A 17743-nucleotide genomic window follows, 5' to 3' on the forward strand; every position below is an offset into this window, starting at 1 on the left:
CTAACATCGTGTTATAGTGGCAGCAACACGCGTATTACAAGCAGGCACATAACGATGAGCAATAACGCATTGATTCCGCAAAGTAAACTCCCCGCCTTAGGCACCACTATCTTCACGCAAATGAGCGCGCTGGCGCAGCAGCACAACGCCATTAATTTGTCGCAGGGCTTCCCGGATTTCGATGGCCCGCGCTATTTGCAGGAGCGTCTGGCGTTTCATGTGGCGCAGGGGGCGAATCAGTATGCGCCAATGACCGGTGTGCAGGCGCTGCGCGAAGCCATTGCCGATAAAACGGCGGAACTGTACGGCCATAAACCGGATGTGAACACGGATATTACCGTGACCGCCGGGGCGACAGAAGCGCTGTACGCGGCGATCACTGCGCTGGTGCGTCAGGGCGATGAAGTGATCTGTTTTGATCCGAGCTATGACAGTTACGCGCCTGCGGTGGAGCTATCTGGTGGTGTGCTGAAACGCATTGCCTTGCAGCCGCCGCACTTTCGTGTCGACTGGCAGCAGTTTGTCGCGCAACTTAGCGATCGTACGCGGCTGGTGATTCTGAATACGCCGCACAACCCGTCGGCAACGGTGTGGCGCAAAGCGGATTTTGCCGCCCTGTGGCAGGCGATTGCCGATCGTGAAATCTATGTGCTGAGCGATGAAGTGTACGAGCACATCTGTTTTGCCGAACAGGGGCATGCCAGCGTGCTGGCACATCCGCAACTGCGTGAGCGCGCGGTGGCGGTATCGTCGTTCGGTAAGACCTACCATATGACTGGCTGGAAAGTGGGTTACTGTGTCGCGCCTGCCGCCATCAGCGCCGAGCTGCGTAAGGTGCATCAATATCTGACTTTCTCGGTCAACACCCCGGCGCAATTGGCGCTGGCGGATATGCTGCGCGCCGAGCCGGAACATTATCGCCAGTTGCCGGAATTTTACCGCGCGCGTCGTGATGTGCTGGTGAATGCGCTCAGCAACAGCAAGCTGGAGATTTTACCGTGTGAGGGCACTTACTTCCTGCTGGCGGATTACAGCGCGGTTTCTGATCTGGATGACGTAAGTTTCTGCCAATGGCTGACCAAAGAAGTGGGCGTGGCAGCGATCCCGCTGTCGGTGTTCTGCGCCGATCCCTTCCCGCATAAGCTGATTCGCCTGTGCTTCGCAAAACAGGAATCGACGCTGCTGGCAGCGGCAGAGCGCCTGTGTAAGCTGTAATACACTCCGGCGGCGCGGTCTGCGTCGCCGTTATTTATCGCCCATAATGGTTTTCAGTTTTTCCGCGTCCGGCAAGCCGACTTCCTGCTGCAACACGTTATCTTCGTTCATATAGTAAATCGCTGGCGTGGCGTTCGCGCCGAGATCGTCCATGAGCTTCTGGTTGATATTGAGCTTTTTCATCATTTCCGGCGGCACGGATTTCGGTAGCGTCAGCGCCATCTTGCCGTTGGACTGCTCATAATCGTGCCAGCTTTTCGCCGGATCTTTCGCGCTCATGATGGCTGCAGCCGCCGCCGGGCTTTCCGGTTTGATCACGCCAACCAGTAAGGTGCGCAACTGCACTTTGCCGGATTCCACCCACGGTCGCGCCTGCTGCCAGAACTGTTTGCAGTACGGGCAGTAGGGATCGGCGAAAATATACACCACACGCGGCGCTTCTTTTTTGCCATCGAGGATCCAGTCGGCTTTTTCCATCTGCTGCCACAGCGCGCGGCCCGCCGGGGCGTAGATCTCCTTGGTGATTAACTTCTCACTGAGGTTGGTACCCGCCTCATCGTACATATAGCCAGAGATGGCGTGCTTCCCATCCGGCGTGACGTAAATGGTGACGCCCATCTCCTGGTATTTACCGAGATAGCCCTTCATACCGCCTGGCGCATCAAAGGATTTGATGATGGTGATTCCTTGTTTTTGTATGGCCTTTACCGGAGCGGGTAGCTCCTCGGCATGCAGTGTCAGGGGTAGCAAAGCCAGCATTAACAGGCGCTTAAGCATAAAAATCCTTACTAATTAAATGGTTAATATTCGACTTAGGGGAAACCTATCACAATCATCGGCAGGATCGCGAAATGAAACGTTGTCGTCAGCCGCCAGCAGTGTTCTAATCGAATGGCTTGATGGCCTTTAGGTTATGAGCGCAACGCATAGCCAGCTTGCTGGCGCTGAAGCACCCACGGGTATTTCAGGTATCGAGGCCACCCGTCGCGGTGGCCTTTTTACTTTCGGCAGATCAGTCGTTCACATGGTTGCTCGTTAAGGTCTGTTAGCTAACGCTTATTGATTTGATAAAGCAAACACATTGGCCCTATCAAACAAAGTTCGTTAACTTACACCCCAACGAAAACACGGAGGAAGTATAGATGTCCTTAATTAACACCAAGATCAAACCTTTCAAAAACCAGGCGTTCAAAAACGGTGAGTTCATTGAAGTAACCGAGAAAAATACTGAAGGCCGCTGGAGCGTCTTCTTCTTCTACCCGGCTGACTTCACTTTCGTATGCCCGACTGAACTGGGTGACGTGGCTGACCACTACGAAGAGCTGCAGAAACTGGGCGTAGACGTTTACTCTGTTTCTACCGATACCCACTTTACCCACAAAGCGTGGCACAGCAGCTCTGAAACTATCGCGAAAATCAAATACGCGATGATCGGCGACCCGACTGGCGCCCTGACCCGTAACTTCGAAAACATGCGTGAAAACGAAGGCCTGGCTGACCGTGCCACTTTCGTTGTTGACCCGCAGGGCATCATCCAGGCCATCGAAGTAACCGCTGAAGGCATCGGCCGTGACGCGTCTGATCTGCTGCGTAAAATCAAAGCAGCTCAGTATGTTGCTTCTCACCCAGGTGAAGTTTGCCCGGCGAAATGGAAAGAGGGCGAAGCGACTCTGGCTCCTTCCTTAGACCTGGTCGGCAAGATCTAAATTTCTCGGCGTCTTTCACGTCATAGCGGTGTTGGCGTCACCTGCTCACCCCGGTCACTTACTGGTGTAAGCTCCCGGGGACTCTCAGGCTAGCCGCCTTGCTCTGACGCGAAATACTGGGAAGATTATTCCGCAAACGGGTGCTTTTGGGTGCCCGTTTTATTCAGCACCATGATGCAAGTTGCATTGATGCAGCCATGAACAACGCGGCTTGCATGATGATGTTTTAAGCGAGGGACCAAAAATGCTCGACGCCACAATGAAAACCCAGCTCAAGGCCTACCTTGAGAAACTGACTAAACCTGTTGAGTTGATTGCTACGCTGGATGACAGCGCGAAATCGGCAGAAATCAAAGCCCTGCTGGGCGAAATCGCTGAACTGTCTGACAAAGTTTCTTTTAAAGAAGACAACAGCCTGGCGGTGCGTAAACCGTCATTTCTGATCACCAACCCAGGCTCAACCAGCGGCCCGCGTTTTGCCGGGTCACCGCTGGGCCACGAATTTACCTCACTGGTGCTGGCGCTGCTGTGGACCGGTGGGCATCCGTCGAAAGAGGCACAGGCGCTGCTGGAGCAGATCCGCGATCTCGACGGTGATTTTGAATTTGAAACCTATTATTCGCTCTCCTGTCATAACTGCCCGGATGTGGTGCAGGCGCTGAACTTGATGGCCGTGCTGAACCCGCGCATCAAACATACGGCAATTGACGGCGGTACGTTCCAGAACGAAATCACCGATCGCAACGTGATGGGCGTTCCGGCGGTGTTCGTGAATGGTAAAGAGTTCGGTCAGGGCCGTATGACGCTGACGGAAATTGTCGCCAAGATCGATACCGGCGCGGAAAAAAGAGCAGCGGAAGAGCTGAACAAACGCGACGCTTACGATGTATTGATCGTCGGTTCTGGCCCGGCGGGCGCGGCTGCGGCAGTCTATTCTGCGCGTAAAGGCATTCGTACCGGTCTGATGGGGGAACGTTTCGGTGGCCAGGTGCTGGATACCGTGGATATCGAAAACTACATCTCGGTACCGAAAACCGAAGGCCAGAAACTGGCGGGCGCACTGAAAGCGCACGTAGCGGATTATGACGTGGATGTGATTGACAGCCAGAGCGCCAAAAAACTGACCCCTGCGGCAGTTGAAGGCGGCCTGCATAAGATTGAAACCGTTTCCGGTGCGGTGCTGAAAGCCCGCAGCATCATCATTGCCACCGGCGCGAAATGGCGCAACATGAACGTTCCGGGTGAAGATCAGTATCGTACTAAAGGTGTGACCTACTGCCCGCACTGCGATGGCCCGTTGTTTAAAGGCAAACGTGTGGCGGTGATCGGCGGCGGTAACTCTGGTGTGGAAGCGGCTATCGACCTGGCGGGGATTGTTGAGCACGTGACGCTGCTGGAATTTGCCCCGGAGATGAAAGCCGACCAGGTATTGCAAGATAAAGTGCGCAGCCTGAAAAACGTCGACATCATTCTGAACGCGCAGACCACCGAAGTGAAAGGCGACGGCAGTAAAGTGACCGGTCTTGAGTATCGTGATCGCATCAGCGGCGACGTACATCAGGTCGCGCTGGCCGGGATTTTTGTGCAGATTGGTTTGCTGCCGAATACGACCTGGCTGGAAGGCGCGATTGAGCGCAACCGTATGGGTGAAATCATTATCGACGCCAAATGCGAAACCAGCGTGAAAGGTGTGTTTGCGGCAGGCGACTGCACAACGGTGCCGTACAAACAGATTATCATTGCGACCGGTGAAGGTGCCAAAGCGTCACTGAGTTCGTTTGATTACCTGATTCGCACTAAGTCTGCATAAGCAAAATAAGAAAGTAAGCAAAACCTGCAAATGAAAGAAGCTACCTTCGGGTAGCTTCTTTTTTTCGCCGGAAGACGGTTCGTGCCTGAGCCTGCCTGGCTGTTTGCTTACCGGGCCTGCAAAATAGGCAGGCCGCAGAAGGCCAGCACTTCCTGCCGATCAAGCAATCTTTACCGTACCACCAGCACCGGAATATGCGCGTGGCGTACGATGTTGGCGGCATTGGAGCCGAGCAGGTGAGTGGTAATGGACGGATTGCGCGAGGCGATAACCACCATATCCGCGAGCAACTCCTCGGCCAGCTCATTGACCACATCGCGCACGTTACCAAAACGCACATGGGTGCGGACGCGTGACGACTCAATGGAAAAGTGGGTCTTCATGGTGTCGAGGCGGTTTTGCGCTTCCTGCTGCAAATGCTCTTCAAAACGGCGCAAATCGGCAGCAAAACGGTGAAGGCTCATGCTGGCGGAAGAGGGTAATACATGCAGAAGATGAATAACGCCCTCGCGCTGGGCGAGGAACTCAGCGTGGCGTACCGCTTTGTCGCTTAGCTCCATTTCGAAAACATCAACGGGCATAATAATGGTCTGATACATAAACGCTTCTCCCTGTGGGTTATGTTGTGCTGATTGAAGCATAAATGGCGTGAATTTTTTGCTGCGTATATGGCAAATATGAGGAATATGATGGCAAGAACGGAAAGAGGATGCGGGCGCATCCTCTGCGGAAAAAGCAGCGGGAATTAAAGCCGGAAATCGCCTGACGCTTCGGGCTGATAAAGCAGCTCAAGCACTTCAAGATCGGTGGTGGTGCCACCTGGCAACTGCCAGTGAATGCTGTCACCCACCCGTAAACCGAGCAGCGCAGCGCCAACCGGAGCCAGCACGGAAAGCTGTGTGGCGCTGTCGGTCATCTGCGCCGGATACACCAGCGTGCGCACTCTCTCTTCACCACTTTTCAGCTCGCGGAATCTCACCGTGCTGTTCATTGTTACCACGTTGGTCGGCATCGCTTCCGGCGCACACATCTGAGCGCGATCCAGCTCATCATTCAACGCATCAGCGACCGGCAGGCTGGCATAATCAGGTTGCTCCAACAACCGGTCAAGACGCTCGGCGTCTAGCTCATTAATCATAATGGCAGGTCTGGACATCAGTTACTCCATGTCGTTTGATTGATCCAAAGAAAAACCCTCGCCGACGGGCAGCGAGGGTTTGTCTACAACGGATGATACTGAGCGCACGGCTCACTGTGAAGTGATTTGGCGCACATTTGCCGGAATTATGAATGTTCCGGTTGTTGGCTCAGTAACCTGCTTTATCAATTATAAAACTGTTCCCGCAGTTACCGGGGTGCGGTTGCGGTAAAAGGGAACCGTTAACCAACGGGGCATTGATAGCATCGGCTTTGATGGCTATTTGTATTCCCGTCAGCCATGCTGGATTGCCGCTACAGGTCAGCTTCACCGCTTTCACGCTTTGTTCGCCGTATGCTTTGGCGACGGCCGCATTGAATGCATCGCGGGTGACGGTTTTTCCGTAATTTTCTGCGAGAAAAATGCCGAGCGGGCTGGCTTTGATTTCGGTATTCAGGCGCACCATCGTACCGAAATAGTCATCCGGATCGAATCCGAAACAGACGCCGTGTTTAGCATATTCATAGCGTTCAAGGCAGGTATTGCTACCTGCGCCGGGCATGACGGCATTCAATTTATTCGCCACTTCCAACGATAAACCGGTTTCCGCTGCGGCGCATTTCTGGCTGGTTTTGGCTTCTGGAAGATTAGGAACCGGACGGGTGGCGCAGCCGTAACGCATCCAGCGATGATCGTCAACACCGCGCATGGCGATGGATTTCGGAAGAGCAGGCCACAGACCGTGTACCGTCAGGTAATCCGCTTTATTAGCGGGTTCTTTTCGCGGACGGCATTCATCGGGCTCGCTTCGCCCGCTGTCATGCAGACTCTGGCAAAACCCTGTTTGCCATGACAGTGCCAGCACATAGCGATCAAAATCACCATATTGTTTGGGCTGGAGCGGCGCAGAGTGTGCAGTAGAGAGCTGGATAGCAGCAACGCACAGGCCGATGGAGAGTCCCTTTTTAATCATTTCATTTCCTGATGCATGAGTCCGGATAATTACTATGAGTTATTAAAGCATAAAAAAAGCGCCGGTCAGGCGCTTTTTCATAAGAGGTGTTGATTGTTTATTGTTGGTTAATAAATCGCAGCTTGCGGAACCCGAAATTCAGTAACAATAATCACCACAATCAGGCCAACGATTAGCTGAACTGACGCGCATTTTACCACTTCAAACGGCGAATATTCGCCATTCCTGCGACCACAATCACCACGACGGAAACCCGAGAGATGCAGCAGCGGGTGGCTCAGCGGGTTAAGTTGCCGCATGGTCTGACGCTGTCGGGGTTCGGACAGTTTGGATACCTGGAGCGTGCGACGGCGACGCTGAAGTTCGGTTTGTCGGTAACAGTAATGATTATCTTTGGTCTTGCTGTTTATTATCTTTAAATGTGTCACCGATACCCTGTTAATAATGGGGATATTGTCTTTCTCATTGATTGGCGGCGTCTGGTTATTATGGCTGCTGGGATATAACTTGTCCGTTGCCGGTGCCGTTGGATTTATTGCGCTGGCCCGTATCGCAGCGGAGTTCGGCGTTATTATGGTGCTCTTCTTAACCACTCGCTGGATAAAAATCGTCAATGCGATCCGCAGGAAGGAAATAAGATGCTGCTACGGGCAATTTATGAGGGGCCGTGTTGTGCATGCGGTCAAAGGTGATGACTGTCGCGACCATTATGGCGGGATTGTTGCCCATCATGTGTGGCAGTTGCTGTGGATCTGAGGTGATGCGCCGCATCGCTGCACCGATGATCGGTGGCATGGTCACTGCGCCATTACTTTCGATGTTTCTCATTCCGATGGTTTATTACTTGTTACACCGTCGACGCTAATAAAAAATACGCCACAATATTGTTGCGGCGTAACATATTGTATTTAACATGTAAGTTAGTAGCGGAATAAGGAGTTTTCGTTATATTTTCAGAATTAATCTGATTTCGTTAAGCGTTTATTCAGATAGTCTGTTACAGACTATACATCAATACGTAAAATGGAATGCATACGGTGTCTGTTAAAAATAAAATTTTTACGCTTTTCGCTATATTTTGCCAGTTTTCGGTGGTTTCCCTGACGCACGCAGCTCAGCAGTCCTGGTTCTCCGATTTTACCGACGACGTAAAGCAAACCTGGCAAGCGCCAGATCATTACGATCTCTATGTTCCGGCCATTACCTGGCATGCGCGTTTTGCCTATGACAAAGTAAAAACTGACCGTTATAACGAACGCCCGTGGGGTGCCGGATTCGGTCAGGATCGCTGGGATGAAAAAGGCAACTGGCACGGCTTGTACCTGATGGCCTTTAAAGACTCGTTTAATAAATGGGAACCGATTGGCGGCTACGGTTGGGAGAAAACCTGGCGACCACTGGCGGATGATAATTTCCATCTTGGACTCGGTTACACCGTAGGCGTAACGGCGCGTGATAACTGGAATTACATTCCGATTCCGGTGCTGTTACCGCTGGCCTCAATGGGCTATGGTCCGGTTACGTTCCAGATGACCTACATCCCAGGAACCTACAATAACGGAAACGTTTACTTCGCGTGGATGCGCTTTCAGTTTTGATTTTTGCCAATGTGCCAATGTGCCAATGAACGATACGCTGCACAGTTCTTAAACAGGACAAAAAATGCGGAATAAAGCGTCAAAGAACAAAACTTAGCGACATTTATCACTTTTTAGCGAATAACGACTGGACAAAGGTCGCCACAATTGATGTACTGATACCCGACACAGCATTTGTGTCGTTTTTCATGTAAAGGTAATTTTGATGTCTAAGATTAAAGGTAACGTTAAGTGGTTTAATGAATCCAAAGGATTCGGTTTCATTACTCCGGAAGATGGCAGCAAAGATGTGTTTGTACACTTCTCTGCAATCCAGAGCAATGGTTTCAAAACTCTGGCTGAAGGTCAGCGCGTTGAGTTTGAAATCACTAACGGTGCCAAAGGCCCTTCTGCTGCGAACGTAATGCCTGTTTAATTCAGCTACGTAAGCAAGAGTTCCAAAACCCGCTGATAAAGCGGGTTTTTTTATGCCTTCAGTTAGCATTAACGGCGGAAAAGAGCCAGAAAGCCAGCGCAGTCATTGCAAACGATCCCAGCAAGTTAACTGCTACGTTCAACAACGCCCAACTGACCCGACCTTCCTGCAACAAAAACACCACTTCAGCCGAAAAGGTGGAAAATGTCGTCAGCCCGCCACAGAAGCCGGTGGTAAGCAGCACTTTCCACACCGGATCGATATGCGTCATTCGGTTGAACCACGCCAGCCCCATGCCAATAATAAATGCACCCACCAGGTTGGCGGTTAAGGTGCCAAGGGGGATTATCTGATGCGTCGGGTTTAGCTTCATACTGAGCATCCAGCGCGCAACGCTGCCTGTACCTCCACCGACAAATACAGCAAAAAGAAGTTGTAACACTGAGAAATCCTGCTATTTGATTTGTTAAAGTATTGAGTTTAGCGCCGTAACGACTTTCTGGCTATGGCGGCACAGCGGAGGGGAAAACGATGATTGTTGCAGCCGGGCAGTTTGCTGTTACACCAGACTGGAAAACCAATGCATTAACTTGCGTCGAGCTGATGGCGCAAGCGGCACAACAACAGGCGTCGCTACTGGTGTTGCCAGAGGCGTTACTGGCCCGGGATGATACTGACCCTTTTCTTTCGGTAAAATCGGCGCAGAGGCTCGATGGTGGCTTTCTGCGCCTGCTTCTTGAAGAGAGCCGCCGGAATAGCATGACCACCGTACTGACGGTGCATGTTCCCTCTGCGGAAGGGCGGGCTGTCAATACGCTGGTGGCGTTATGCCGGGGAGAGGTCATCGCAGAGTATGCAAAGCTCCACCTCTATGACGCGTTTAATATGCAGGAGTCAGCGCGGGTGGATGCGGGAAGCATTCTGCCACCGCTGATTGAGGTTGGCGGAATGCAGGTCGGGTTGATGACCTGTTATGATTTGCGTTTTCCGGAGCTGGCTTTGACACTGGCGCTTGCGGGTGCGCAACTGCTGGTTCTGCCTGCCGCATGGGTGCGAGGGCCGCTAAAGGAGCAGCACTGGGCAACATTGCTGTCTGCCCGGGCGCTGGATACCACGTGTTACGTGGTGGCCGCCGGAGAGTGTGGCAACAAGAATATCGGTCAGAGTCGGGTTGTCGATCCGCAAGGTGTAACCCTTGCTGCGGCAGCAGAAGCGCCACAACTGATTTATGCTGATGTTACGGCAGACCGCGTAACACAAACGCGAGAGAAACTTCCCGTTTTACAGAATCGACGCTTTGCGCCGCCGCAACTGCTGTGATGTTTTTTTAAACAAAACTTGATTCATCTCGTTACAGATTGCTATTGTGTGCGCGCGTCAAATGATCGTTAATGAAGTCAGGTTATAATGACGTTTTATACAGCCTGTTTTACGAAAGAAGGTATCTATGGGTGAAATTAGTATTACCAAGCTGCTGGTCGTGGCCGCGCTGGTTGTTCTGCTGTTTGGGACCAAGAAGTTGCGTACGCTGGGCGGCGATCTGGGCGCAGCCATCAAAGGCTTCAAAAAAGCCATGAATGATGACGATGCTGCGAAGAAAGACGCTGATGAAGTGACAGCAGAAAAACTCACTCACAAAGAGTGAACCGCCCCGACAGGCGAAAAAAAACCGGCGTTGAGGCCGGTTTTTTTGTCTGGAGTGTAAGCAGGTGTTACTTCACTTCAATACCTTTAGCCTGCAAGTCCGCGTGATAGGAAGAGCGAACGAACGGGCCGCACGCCGCATGGGTAAAGCCCATTGCCAGCGCTTCTTCTTTCATCTCATCAAACTCATCCGGGCTGACATAGCGCTGAACCGGCAGGTGATGGCGGCTAGGCTGTAAATACTGCCCCAGCGTCAGCATCGTTACACCGTGGCGACGCAGATCGCGCATCACATCGATAATTTCAGCATTCGTTTCGCCAAGCCCTACCATCAAACCGGATTTAGTTGGGATCTCCGGATGCGCTTCTTTAAAACGCTCCAGTAGTTTCAGTGACCAGTTGTAATCGGCACCTGGACGTACCTGGCGATAGATACGCGGCACATTCTCCAGGTTATGGTTAAACACGTCTGGCGGCGTTGCGGTGAGGATATCCAGCGCGCGATCCATACGGCCACGGAAGTCCGGAACCAGTGTCTCAATTTTGATGGATGGACTTTTTTCACGGATTGCGGTGATGCAGTCCGCGAAATGCTGTGCACCGCCGTCACGCAGATCGTCACGGTCAACGGAAGTGATCACCACATAACGCAGTGCCATATCGGCAATTGTCTGCGCCAGTTTTTGTGGTTCGTTAGCGTCAGGTGCCACCGGACGGCCGTGCGCCACATCACAGAACGGACAACGGCGTGTACAGATGGCACCAAGGATCATAAAGGTGGCCGTTCCGTGGTTGAAACACTCAGCAAGGTTCGGGCAGGATGCTTCTTCACACACCGAGTGCAGCCCATTTTTACGCATGGCTGCTTTGATCCCCTGGATACGGGAAGAATCTGCCGGGAGTTTGATTTTCATCCATTCCGGTTTTCTCAGCAGAGCTTCGCGCTCGATTGCCACATTTTTAACCGGGATAAGAGCCATTTTATCGGCATCGCGGTACTTAACACCGCGTTCCATCACAATGGGTTTACTCATAGCGTGCGTGTTCCAGTTGCGGATAACGAAGTAAGTATTTCAATTCAAGGGAATGTTGTATTTATCAACTATTTTTGAATTAACGTGCGCGCAGTATACCATTATCAGCGAGTAGAAAGCAGCCTGACAGCGGGGGCAATTTGTAAAATAGTTGTTGTTTTGTGCCAAACGCCCAGCAATCGTTAGGCACTTTCACCAGGGGAGAACGGGCGTTAAAAAGCCTGTCGGATAACATTAATGACATTCTCCAGTACCGGATCGCGCAAACTCAATTTATTGTAATACAAGGATATATCGACCCGTTCGCTGCTAAGCGGCGGAAAATCGATTTCGACCAGTGGCCAGCAACCACAGAAAAGTTTGAACAAACGTGTCGGCATCAGGCCGAGCAGATCGCTGTTGCCGATCAGGGCTGCAATAGTAAACACATTGTAACTGCTAAAACTCACCTGACGTTCCGGAAAAAGATCCTGTACACGCTGACGCAGCCCGCTCAGTTTTTGCCCTTCCAGCATCAGCAGTGTGTGCTCATACTTTTGCAAAACCGCTTCGTTGATCGGCTCATTCAGACAAGGATGTCCTTTGCGACACACCAGCATCATCCGGTCGCTATACAACACGTGATGATTGAGCGTGCGCGAACTGGCAATATTCGTATCAATAATCAAATCAGTCTGAAACTGGCTAAGCTGGTTTTCTGCGTCGTTTATCGGAATATTACGCATCATCAGGTGCGGAGCGTGCTCCTTAATAGCCTGAAAGATAATCGGAATAACTAAGGCGCCGATCGACGGCGGCGTGCCAATCGTAATGGTACGTTGTTTGTCGTAGCTACCGGTAAGATCCAATGCACCAAGAATCGACTCCAGTCCCTGGCTGATGTATTCATGCAAATGCAAGGCATAGGCGGTCGGCGTAACGCCCTGGCCTTTACGAATAAAAAGCGGATCTGGAAATATTAAGCGCAGCTTTTGAATCGATTGGCTAATAGCAGAAGGCGTGAGGTTAAGTACTTTTGCCGCGTTGACGATCCCTTTATGAACATATACAGCTTCAAAAATTGTCAGTAAGTTGAGATCAATATTGCGCAGTGTCCGGAAGATTTGCGGCTTAGCATCTTCAGGGCGAACGGTTATTCGCTTTTCCGGTGGGTTATTATTATCCATGCTTGTGCTCCATAATCATTCGCAACATGAATGATAGTTGAATTGGTTTTTTAGTTGATTATTAATTTGAGTTAACATCCTGTCATGCATCATCATTACGTAGTTTTTTCATCATGATGCGAACATTGCGCTCGAAATTGCAGGCCTGAAGCACGCATATGAAGCCCGGAATAGCACCGTAATGCATATTTGCCAGACAAGGCAGGTAGGTTGAAAATAGAGAAGAAGGCGTCTGTTGTAAAGCGCTAACATGCCAGTTAAATAATGACCCGCACGAAATGCGGGTCAAAATACATGATATATTAAGCATCCATATATTGATGTGGTGGATTGTTTAGTAACGCTAAAAATTGCTGAACAAGAATTGGCCTTATGTTCTCCATGCCAGTATTTTCCGTCAGTTGGCTGACCTGCGTCATTTCCATCCCGGCATAGCCACAGGGATTGATGCGCATAAACGGCGCCAGATCCATGTCGATATTTAATGCCAGCCCGTGAAATGAGCAGCCTTTACGGATACGCAAACCCAGCGAACAGATCTTCTTCCCCTGCACATACACGCCCGGTGCGTCAGCACGTGCTTGCGCATTGATACCCTGCGTCGCTAGCGTGTTGATCACCGTATTTTCCAGCAACGTAACAAGCTCACGCACGCCAATTTTGCGGCGTTTTAGGTTGATCAGCACGTACATCACTTGTTGGCCTGGGCCGTGATAGGTCACCTGACCGCCGCGATCGCTCTGGATAACCGGAATATCGCCAGGTGCCAGAACGTGTTCAGCTTTACCGGCCTGGCCTTGAGTAAACACCGGGTAGTGCTCTACCAGCCAGAGTTCATCAGGCGCTGTATCGTCGCGGGTATCAGTGAAGTCATGCATTTGTTGGGACACTGGCTCGTAAGGTTGCAGGCCCAGATTGCGGATAAGAATAGTGTCCTGAGACAAAACGGCATCTCCGACGGAGAAAAGAGTGAAGGGAGTATATCACAGCGAAGACGTTACCCGAATGTTTCCGGGTAACGCCAGACTATTACAGAACCATACGCACAATTTCAATGTTGCCGAGTTCTTCGTACAACGTTTCAACTTGTTCAATATGGGTGGCGGTGATGGTGATGGATACCGAGTGGTAATTGCCTTTACTGCTCGGTTTTACCTGCGGAGAGTAATCACCAGGCGCGTGGCGCTGCACCACTTCAACCACCAGATCAACCAGCTCTGGCTTCGCCAGACCCATCACTTTGTAAGTAAAGGGTGTCGGGAATTCAAGCAGTTCTTTGAGATTGGTTTTCATGTCAGCTCCGGCGTAAAAAATAATAACTCCTGCCGGATGGGCAGGAGTTTTTCTGAGATGCTAAGTATATGGGGACGGAAATCACACTTTCAAGTGTTCAATTTTTAACCAAACCAGTGATGGAACATCAATTTAATGTAATCAATGACTTTGCCAAAGAAATTGCCTTCTGGAATCTCCTGCAACACCACCAGTGGGCGTTGCTCAATGGTTTTGCCATCTAACTGGAAGTTAATGGAACCAACAACCTGATTTTTCTGCAGTGGCGCATGCAGTTCGCTGGTGTTCAGCACATAGCTGGCTTTCAGATCTTTCATGCGGCCGCGTGGAATGGTCAGGTAAACGTCTTTATCGACGCCCAACGATGCGCGATCGCTGTTGCCAAACCAGGCTGGCTCAGAAGCGAACTCTTTGCCCGCTTTCAGTGGATTGACGGTTTCAAAGAAGCGGAAGCCCCAGGTCAGTAGTTTTTTGCTTTCGGTTTCGCGGCCTTTAAAGGTACGACCACCCATGACGGCAGAGATCAGGCGCATCTGACCTTCCGTTGCCGAAGCCACCAGGTTATAACCCGCTTTTTCGGTATGACCGGTTTTGATACCGTCCACGTTCAGGCTGTTATCCCACAGCAGACCATTACGGTTGGCCTGGCGGATGCCGTTAAAGGTAAAGTCTTTTTCTTTATAGATGGAGTATTCGTTCGGTACGTCGCGGATTAATGCCTGGCCAATCAGCGCCATATCGCGTGCGGAGCTATATTGGCCATCAGCGTCCAGGCCGTGAACTGTCTGGAAGTGGCTGTTCTTTAAACCGAGCGCATTCACGTAGCTGTTCATCAGACCGACGAAAGCATCCTGGCTACCCGCAACATAATCGGCCATCGCTACACAGGCGTCGTTGCCGGATTGCAGGTTGATACCGCGAATTAATTGAGAAACCGGCACCTGCATGCCTGGTTTCAGGAACATCAGCGAAGATCCACGGAATACGGGGTTACCGGTCGCCCATGCATCCTTACCGATAGTCACCAAATCGCTGTCTTTAAACTTGCCTGCTTTCATCGCCTGGCCGATGACATAGCTGGTCATCATTTTGGTCAGGCTCGCCGGATCGCGGCGCGCGTCGGCGTTCTGTTCCGCCAGCACTTTACCGGAGTTGTAATCGATCAGGATATAAGATTCCGCGTCAATCTGCGGAACGCCTGGGATCATGGTTTTGATATTCAGATCATCAGCATGGGCAACGGTAAGAGACGCTGCAGTCAGCGCGGTGGTGAGCGCCAGGCGCTGCACAAAACGAACGGAAAAAGTGGTCTTCATGGTCGAACAACGACATCCGTGATGGAGTTAAAAAAAGTGCCTTACTATAGCAAAAGCTATATCGGCAGGCATCTGACTTTAAGCATGACTTTGTTAATACTGCTTACATAAGCTGACAAAGTCAGACACCTTACCCAGTTACTGCGCGCCAGTGATAAAAGACTGTAACTGCGCTTCATTCTGCAGCCGTTGCTGCAGTGCACTGGCGTCTGCTTTGGTGCTGAATGGCCCAAGCTGAACACGCCATACCGCACCGTTTTGCGTCACGCGGCCCGGTACAGAGAACTGCTGCGCCAGGCGCTGCTGATACTGCTGCGCGCGAGTCTGATCGCTGACGGCACCGACCTGCACCATATAGCCACTGCTGGCGGCGGCTGTTGCGCTGCTGGGGGTGACAGAATTTTGCACATGCCCCTGGACAGAGTCCGGCGCAGTAACCGGCGAGGTGCGGGTTGCTGGCATCACGGTTTGCGTTACCGGCGTGGTGGTCTGCGCGACTGGCGTCGTGGTCGCCGCTGCGGTTGGTTGCGCTGTTTCACTGCCTTCCAGCACGCCGCTGGGGAGCGGTGTCGGTGCGCCGAGGAAGCCGCCACTACTTACCGGCGCACCAGCGGCATCGCTGCTTTTTAGCGTATCGTTACTGATGGCCTGAACGTTGCCCTGCGGCTGTACAGGCTGCGGTGCGGAAGAGACACTGCCCGAACTGTCGCCGAGATCGGGACGCGCGGGCAGCACATAGGTTTGCTGCGCGACTTTAGTACAGTCCATGCCCGGCCCGGAGAGTGAACCATCCTGAGCGACGATAATAGGGTCGATACGCACTTTGGTGTTATTCGACGTGTTCAGGCGATCCGCTGCCGCGCGCGATAAAGAGATCACACGGTCGTTGCCATACGGTCCACGATCGTTGATGCGAACAACAATCATACGGCCGTTTGCCAGGTTAGTGATACGTGCGTAGCTTGGGATCGGCAACGTCGGATGGGCTGCCGTCAGTTGCGTTGGATCGAATGTTTCGCCGGAAGCGGTCAGATTGCTGCCCGGCTCAGCATCATAAATGGCGGCAAAACCGGCCTGGCTGAAACGGGAAGGATCCTTAACGATTTTGTAGCTCTTGCCGTCGCGCTCATAATCCTGATTTGCCGTGGCGTTCGGTGCCTCGTAATGAGGCTCCGCTCCGCTGATCTCAACAACAGGACCAGTACACACCGTTGGTTGAGGCGCTACGGTCGTCTGCTGCTGCCCATCATCACTTGAACATGCTGCCAGTAACCCTGCTGCTATGCAGATCCCCAGCCATTGCTTACGCATTGCGCACCTCTTAAACGTTCTTAGACAACATTTTCCTGTGAGTATGGATCGACATAACGATACCAAACCCGGCCATGAGTACGATCAGGGCGGAACCACCATAACTGATCAGTGGCAACGGTACGCCGACCACCGGCAGTATGCCACTCACCATACCAATATTTACGAACACATAAACGAATAAAATCAACATCAAACCACCTGCCATGACACGACCAAAGGTGGTTTGTGCCCGCGCGGCAATCCATAACCCGCGCATAATCAGCAGCACATACAGCGCCAGCAAAATCAGAATCCCGATCAGCCCAAGCTCTTCCGCCAGCACGGCGAAGATAAAGTCGGTGTGGCGTTCGGGCAGGAACTCCAGCTGCGACTGTGTACCGTGCAGCCAACCTTTGCCGCTCAGACCGCCGGAACCGATAGCAATTTTTGACTGAATAATATGGTAGCCTGCGCCGAGCGGATCGGTTTCCGGATCGAGCAACATCATCACACGCTGGCGCTGATAATCATGCATCAGGAAGAACCACATCACCGGAATAAATGCCGCAACCAGTACCGCAGCAATAGCAATCAACCGCCAGCTCAGACCAGCAAGGAACAGGACAAATAGCCCCGAGAGTACCACCAGAATCGCGGTACCCAGATCCGGCTGCGCTGCCACCAGCAGCGTTGGCAGAAAGATTAGCGCCAGCGCAATAGCGGTATTTTTCAGCGAAGGCGGGCAAACGTCGCGGTTAATAAAGCGCGCCACCATCAGCGGCACGGCGATTTTAGCGATTTCGGAAGGCTGAAAACGGACAACGCCGAGATCGAGCCACCGTTGCGCGCCTTTTGATATCGCGCCAAAGGCATCCACCGCTACCAGCAGGATAATGCAGAAAATGTAGAGATAGGGCGCCCAGCCTTCATAGACGCGTGGCGGTACCTGCGCCAACACTATCATGATAATCAGCCCCATAGCGATCTGGCCGATTTTACGTTCCATCATGCCTATATCCTGGCCGCTGGCGCTCCAGATCACGATCGCGCTATAAAACAGCAGTGCGAGGATGATAAGCAACATCGTGGGATCGATATGGATTTTGTCCCAGAACGATTTTTTGTTCGGATTATCCGTCATG

20 protein-coding genes and 1 pseudogene are annotated in these 17743 nt (G+C 51.9%); 8 read left to right on the plus strand and 13 right to left on the minus strand.

Annotated elements, in window-relative coordinates; all coding sequences use genetic code 11:
* Positions 1–54 precede the first annotated feature (54 nt).
* The gene (locus BM427_RS02285; RefSeq protein WP_090118842.1) at positions 55–1215 is read left to right on the plus strand and encodes a pyridoxal phosphate-dependent aminotransferase; all 1161 of its coding nucleotides are present in this window, start codon (positions 55–57) and stop codon (positions 1213–1215) included.
* A 30-nt stretch (positions 1216–1245) separates the two neighbouring features.
* Here BM427_RS02285 and dsbG read toward each other — a convergent pair whose 3' ends face one another.
* Positions 1246–1992 carry a thiol:disulfide interchange protein DsbG gene (dsbG, locus tag BM427_RS02290; protein ID WP_090118844.1) on the minus strand — a complete coding sequence of 249 codons (747 nt, stop codon included), beginning with the start codon at positions 1990–1992 and terminating at the stop codon, positions 1246–1248.
* A gap of 365 nt (positions 1993–2357) precedes the next feature.
* On the opposite strand from dsbG, the gene ahpC reads away from it, so the two are divergent.
* Positions 2358–2921 carry an alkyl hydroperoxide reductase subunit C gene (gene ahpC, locus BM427_RS02295; protein ID WP_090118846.1) on the plus strand — a complete coding sequence of 188 codons (564 nt, stop codon included), beginning with the start codon at positions 2358–2360 and terminating at the stop codon, positions 2919–2921.
* Positions 2922–3165: 244 nt separating this feature from the next.
* Positions 3166–4731, plus strand: coding sequence for an alkyl hydroperoxide reductase subunit F (gene ahpF / locus BM427_RS02300; RefSeq protein WP_090118848.1), 1566 nt, complete (start codon positions 3166–3168; stop codon positions 4729–4731).
* Between the two features lie 170 nt (positions 4732–4901).
* Here ahpF and uspG read toward each other — a convergent pair whose 3' ends face one another.
* From uspG to BM427_RS02320, 4 genes are all read right to left on the minus strand, one after another.
* Entirely contained in the window at positions 4902–5330 is a 429-nt protein-coding gene (gene uspG, locus BM427_RS02305) for a universal stress protein UspG (RefSeq protein WP_090118850.1), read from the minus strand.
* 146 nt (positions 5331–5476) lie between these two features.
* Positions 5477–5887, minus strand: a complete 411-nt coding sequence (gene rnk / locus BM427_RS02310; RefSeq protein WP_090118852.1) for a nucleoside diphosphate kinase regulator — start codon at positions 5885–5887, stop codon at positions 5477–5479.
* Positions 5888–6038: 151 nt separating this feature from the next.
* Complete coding sequence (gene rna, locus BM427_RS02315; RefSeq protein ID WP_090118854.1) at positions 6039–6842, minus strand: ribonuclease I; 804 nt, start codon at positions 6840–6842, stop codon at positions 6039–6041.
* Between the two features lie 107 nt (positions 6843–6949).
* Entirely contained in the window at positions 6950–7141 is a 192-nt protein-coding gene (locus tag BM427_RS02320; protein ID WP_090118856.1) for a hypothetical protein, read from the minus strand.
* Here BM427_RS02320 and BM427_RS02325 point away from each other — a divergent pair.
* The 3 genes and pseudogenes from BM427_RS02325 to cspE all read left to right on the plus strand — a co-directional run.
* Positions 7100–7707: pseudogene (locus BM427_RS02325) on the plus strand (efflux RND transporter permease subunit); the annotation flags it as partial. The gene BM427_RS02320 and the pseudogene BM427_RS02325 overlap by 42 nt on opposite strands.
* Positions 7708–7870: 163 nt before the next feature.
* The gene (gene pagP, locus BM427_RS02330; RefSeq protein ID WP_090118858.1) at positions 7871–8440 is read left to right on the plus strand and encodes a lipid IV(A) palmitoyltransferase PagP; all 570 of its coding nucleotides are present in this window, start codon (positions 7871–7873) and stop codon (positions 8438–8440) included.
* A 205-nt stretch (positions 8441–8645) separates the two neighbouring features.
* Positions 8646–8855, plus strand: coding sequence for a transcription antiterminator/RNA stability regulator CspE (cspE, locus tag BM427_RS02335; protein ID WP_007373839.1), 210 nt, complete (start codon positions 8646–8648; stop codon positions 8853–8855).
* 58 nt (positions 8856–8913) lie between these two features.
* Here the strand turns inward: cspE and crcB are convergent, their stop codons facing one another.
* A complete protein-coding gene (gene crcB, locus BM427_RS02340) occupies positions 8914–9297 on the minus strand; it encodes a fluoride efflux transporter CrcB (protein WP_090118860.1) in 384 nt (127 codons plus the stop codon).
* Positions 9298–9386: 89 nt separating this feature from the next.
* On the opposite strand from crcB, the gene BM427_RS02345 reads away from it, so the two are divergent.
* Together BM427_RS02345 and tatE are read left to right on the plus strand one after the other, a co-directional pair.
* The gene (locus BM427_RS02345; RefSeq protein ID WP_090118862.1) at positions 9387–10175 is read left to right on the plus strand and encodes a deaminated glutathione amidase; all 789 of its coding nucleotides are present in this window, start codon (positions 9387–9389) and stop codon (positions 10173–10175) included.
* A 127-nt stretch (positions 10176–10302) separates the two neighbouring features.
* Positions 10303–10500 (plus strand): twin-arginine translocase subunit TatE, encoded by a 198-nt coding sequence (gene tatE, locus BM427_RS02350; RefSeq protein ID WP_007373842.1) that lies wholly within the window; start codon positions 10303–10305, stop codon positions 10498–10500.
* Between the two features lie 67 nt (positions 10501–10567).
* Here the strand turns inward: tatE and lipA are convergent, their stop codons facing one another.
* The 7 genes from lipA to mrdB form a co-directional block, all read right to left on the minus strand.
* Positions 10568–11533 (minus strand): lipoyl synthase, encoded by a 966-nt coding sequence (lipA, locus tag BM427_RS02355; protein WP_090118864.1) that lies wholly within the window; start codon positions 11531–11533, stop codon positions 10568–10570.
* 212 nt (positions 11534–11745) lie between these two features.
* Positions 11746–12699, minus strand: a complete 954-nt coding sequence (locus BM427_RS02360; RefSeq protein ID WP_090118866.1) for a YbeF family transcriptional regulator — start codon at positions 12697–12699, stop codon at positions 11746–11748.
* Between the two features lie 302 nt (positions 12700–13001).
* On the minus strand, positions 13002–13643 hold the full coding sequence (gene lipB / locus BM427_RS02365) for a lipoyl(octanoyl) transferase LipB (protein WP_090118868.1): 642 nt from the start codon (positions 13641–13643) through the stop codon (positions 13002–13004).
* Positions 13644–13728: 85 nt separating this feature from the next.
* Positions 13729–13992: a DUF493 family protein YbeD gene (ybeD, locus tag BM427_RS02370; protein ID WP_007373847.1), complete on the minus strand. Its 264-nt coding sequence runs from the start codon at positions 13990–13992 to the stop codon at positions 13729–13731.
* Positions 13993–14096: 104 nt separating this feature from the next.
* Positions 14097–15308 (minus strand): D-alanyl-D-alanine carboxypeptidase DacA, encoded by a 1212-nt coding sequence (dacA, locus tag BM427_RS02375; RefSeq protein ID WP_090118870.1) that lies wholly within the window; start codon positions 15306–15308, stop codon positions 14097–14099.
* Between the two features lie 138 nt (positions 15309–15446).
* Entirely contained in the window at positions 15447–16619 is a 1173-nt protein-coding gene (gene rlpA / locus BM427_RS02380) for an endolytic peptidoglycan transglycosylase RlpA (RefSeq protein ID WP_090118872.1), read from the minus strand.
* A gap of 10 nt (positions 16620–16629) precedes the next feature.
* Complete coding sequence (gene mrdB / locus BM427_RS02385; RefSeq protein ID WP_090118874.1) at positions 16630–17742, minus strand: peptidoglycan glycosyltransferase MrdB; 1113 nt, start codon at positions 17740–17742, stop codon at positions 16630–16632.
* Position 17743 lies beyond the last annotated feature (1 nt).

The sequence above is a fragment of the Kosakonia arachidis genome (assembly GCF_900116535.1).
In the GTDB taxonomy this organism is placed as follows: Bacteria; Pseudomonadota; Gammaproteobacteria; order Enterobacterales; family Enterobacteriaceae; genus Kosakonia; species Kosakonia arachidis.

What these genes read in the sequence shown, in the direction of transcription:
- tatE (WP_007373842.1), top strand. Translation starts at nt 10,303, where the DNA reads ATGGGTGAAATTAGTATTACCAAGCTGCTGGTCGTGGCCGCGCTGGTT.
- rnk (WP_090118852.1), bottom strand. Translation starts at nt 5,887, where the DNA reads ATGTCCAGACCTGCCATTATGATTAATGAGCTAGACGCCGAGCGTCTT.
- BM427_RS02320 (WP_090118856.1), bottom strand. Translation starts at nt 7,141, where the DNA reads ATGCGGCAACTTAACCCGCTGAGCCACCCGCTGCTGCATCTCTCGGGT.
- BM427_RS02285 (WP_090118842.1), top strand. Translation starts at nt 55, where the DNA reads ATGAGCAATAACGCATTGATTCCGCAAAGTAAACTCCCCGCCTTAGGC.
- cspE (WP_007373839.1), top strand. Translation starts at nt 8,646, where the DNA reads ATGTCTAAGATTAAAGGTAACGTTAAGTGGTTTAATGAATCCAAAGGA.
- BM427_RS02360 (WP_090118866.1), bottom strand. Translation starts at nt 12,699, where the DNA reads ATGGATAATAATAACCCACCGGAAAAGCGAATAACCGTTCGCCCTGAA.
- dacA (WP_090118870.1), bottom strand. Translation starts at nt 15,308, where the DNA reads ATGAAGACCACTTTTTCCGTTCGTTTTGTGCAGCGCCTGGCGCTCACC.
- ahpC (WP_090118846.1), top strand. Translation starts at nt 2,358, where the DNA reads ATGTCCTTAATTAACACCAAGATCAAACCTTTCAAAAACCAGGCGTTC.
- rna (WP_090118854.1), bottom strand. Translation starts at nt 6,842, where the DNA reads ATGATTAAAAAGGGACTCTCCATCGGCCTGTGCGTTGCTGCTATCCAG.
- pagP (WP_090118858.1), top strand. Translation starts at nt 7,871, where the DNA reads ATGCATACGGTGTCTGTTAAAAATAAAATTTTTACGCTTTTCGCTATA.
- rlpA (WP_090118872.1), bottom strand. Translation starts at nt 16,619, where the DNA reads ATGCGTAAGCAATGGCTGGGGATCTGCATAGCAGCAGGGTTACTGGCA.
- ahpF (WP_090118848.1), top strand. Translation starts at nt 3,166, where the DNA reads ATGCTCGACGCCACAATGAAAACCCAGCTCAAGGCCTACCTTGAGAAA.
- mrdB (WP_090118874.1), bottom strand. Translation starts at nt 17,742, where the DNA reads ATGACGGATAATCCGAACAAAAAATCGTTCTGGGACAAAATCCATATC.
- dsbG (WP_090118844.1), bottom strand. Translation starts at nt 1,992, where the DNA reads ATGCTTAAGCGCCTGTTAATGCTGGCTTTGCTACCCCTGACACTGCAT.
- uspG (WP_090118850.1), bottom strand. Translation starts at nt 5,330, where the DNA reads ATGTATCAGACCATTATTATGCCCGTTGATGTTTTCGAAATGGAGCTA.
- BM427_RS02345 (WP_090118862.1), top strand. Translation starts at nt 9,387, where the DNA reads ATGATTGTTGCAGCCGGGCAGTTTGCTGTTACACCAGACTGGAAAACC.
- lipA (WP_090118864.1), bottom strand. Translation starts at nt 11,533, where the DNA reads ATGAGTAAACCCATTGTGATGGAACGCGGTGTTAAGTACCGCGATGCC.
- ybeD (WP_007373847.1), bottom strand. Translation starts at nt 13,992, where the DNA reads ATGAAAACCAATCTCAAAGAACTGCTTGAATTCCCGACACCCTTTACT.